We start from the raw sequence: 2,149 nt of genomic DNA on the forward strand, positions 1-2,149 counted from the left end.
GGACTATGCGCCTCGGCTTTCAGCCTTCCTTGGCGCACAGCGAAGGGTGTCAAGCGCTTTCAAGGCCTGTGAGCTCATTGTTATTCAATGATATTCATGGTTACTAAAAAATTTTTACTGTCAGAGTTTGTCCCATTTGTCCCAATTAAACATTATGTATTGAGACACCTAAAACCCAGTATTTATACTGTTGCCCCACTTGCTCCACCTGTCCCACTTATTATTTAATAGTACTACAAATATTTGCAGTAGCATTGATACATCGTATATACTAAATAGATACATTGTTGATACAATTGGTGGACTTTATGAAAATACATGCAAAAATTCAAAAGTGGGGTAATGGTTTAGCATTACGTATAGGTGGTTCAATACGAGAAATCCCTCAATTTAAAGAAGGATCAGAAGTAGATATAGAAGTTACTGAAGATGGCTTTACAGTGACAAAATCCAAGAGAAAAAATCGATTTCCCTTTAAGGAAGCAGATCTTTTAAAAGGATTATCGCCTGAAAAAGCTCATGCCGACTTACTGGCTTCGCCTTTATCAAATGAGGTTGAAAAGTAATGGGAAAATCCTATATACCAGAACGCAATCATATTATATGGCTTGATTTTGAACCAACAAAAGGTAAAGAAATAGGAAAATATCGTCCTACTTTGGTCTTATCTTCAAAAGAGTATAATGAAGCAACAGGGTTAGTCATTTGCTGCCCTATTAGCACTAGTATTCGTAGTGGAAGTACTGAAGTTCCCGTGAATAATTTGGATCAACCATCCGTTGTTGCTGCCAGTTTAATCCAAACCTTATCTTGGAAAGATAGGAAGGCAACATTTATTATAGAAGCGGAGCATCCCATCATGGAGGAAGTACTATTTCGGATAATTCCTTTAATTGGAGCTGATCGACTTTTTGAAGAGTCTTTGTAATGGAAAGATTCTACAAAAAGGACAAACGACTAATGAAGACTGATATGGAAATTTAGGGGTAGCGTATTGGATTTTTCGGGATAACAGTCTGGATTTTTCGGAATAAATAACGATATATTTTGATAATATACATTAACTAATTCCCAATTATCAGACGATAAAAATGTTTGAAAGAAAACTAACTTCTATTGTTATTGAATTGTTTTCAATAGGTTATGTTATTTGTATAGTACGCGCTTATATCTTGACTATCGTTTGTGTCTTTTAACGATTATGTGACCAGATTTAGTTTTTATCATTTCTAAAACAGATACTTGCCTTTCACTAATTTTATTTTTTTCATCTTTTGTAACCTGTTCATTTTTGACAGTTATATTGAGCAACCCTATAGATTAAAATATGAACACACAGAAAAAAAGCGAACCATTTTTGGTTTTGTTGTACTGATTTTACTTTTAGTGAACCCTATGCGATCAGTAAAAAGCTAATTTGGCCACCTCACATGATCCAACCTTAGAGAAAGAAAATATGCCGACCTTGCCCATGCTGGATATTCTACAAGAGCTCCAAACCATCCAGGGATTACAACAAAAATCACTCGTCTTTAGTGACAAAGCCAATGAGCTCATCGAGCGTATTCACCATGATTATGGTGATGAAGGTGCCTCTTTCATGAAGGCCACATTACAGCAATGGGGATTAGGTGACTTTATAGAGGCAACGGCGTTGCCTAACGCGACCCTTCCTCCAAATGATAAGGGATTTATTCATCATGACTGTTATCAAAAAGTACTTCCTTTATGCCAATTAGCCCTTATTGTGGAGCACAATGGGGTTGCTGAAGACCATGCTTTGAAACTAGCTACGATTTTTAAGGATGAAAAAGCGGTATTAAATTATTTACTCCAATTTAAAGACCAAAATGCCTACAACTACCTGGTTCATGATGCGTGCTTATTTGAGCTACCCAAAGAAAATACTTGTGCGTTTCCACAATGGCTAAAATTGGCCAACCTCTACCTTGCCAACCCTCGTTTTCGCGCCCTCTTGCCACATGCAGAAGCTATTGAAGCCCTGGGGAAAATGGGTAAGAAAGCAACGAAGCAAGAAGACCAAAAGTTCGATGCGGCAATAAGGGATAAAATTCAAGACGTCAAAAAGGAACTGTCTCAGGTATCAAGACACTACAAGACACTTAAGAAAAAGCCCTTGACTAACCCG

At 37.2% G+C, this 2,149-nt stretch carries 3 protein-coding genes; all 3 read left to right on the plus strand.

The window, feature by feature from the left end:
- Positions 1 to 308 precede the first annotated feature (308 nt).
- Entirely contained in the window at positions 309 to 566 is a 258-nt protein-coding gene (locus tag Lsan_RS13300) for an AbrB/MazE/SpoVT family DNA-binding domain-containing protein (RefSeq protein ID WP_058514706.1), read from the plus strand.
- Positions 566 to 928, plus strand: coding sequence for a type II toxin-antitoxin system PemK/MazF family toxin (locus Lsan_RS13305; RefSeq protein WP_058514707.1), 363 nt, complete (start codon positions 566 to 568; stop codon positions 926 to 928). The genes Lsan_RS13300 and Lsan_RS13305 overlap by 1 nt, the downstream gene beginning before the upstream one ends.
- A 489-nt stretch (positions 929 to 1,417) precedes the next feature.
- Positions 1,418 to 2,149 (plus strand): hypothetical protein (locus Lsan_RS13310; RefSeq protein ID WP_193392715.1); only part of this gene is annotated, 732 nt, incomplete at its 3' end.

Source organism: Legionella santicrucis (assembly GCF_001468135.1).
GTDB classification, from domain to species: domain Bacteria; phylum Pseudomonadota; class Gammaproteobacteria; order Legionellales; family Legionellaceae; genus Legionella; species Legionella santicrucis.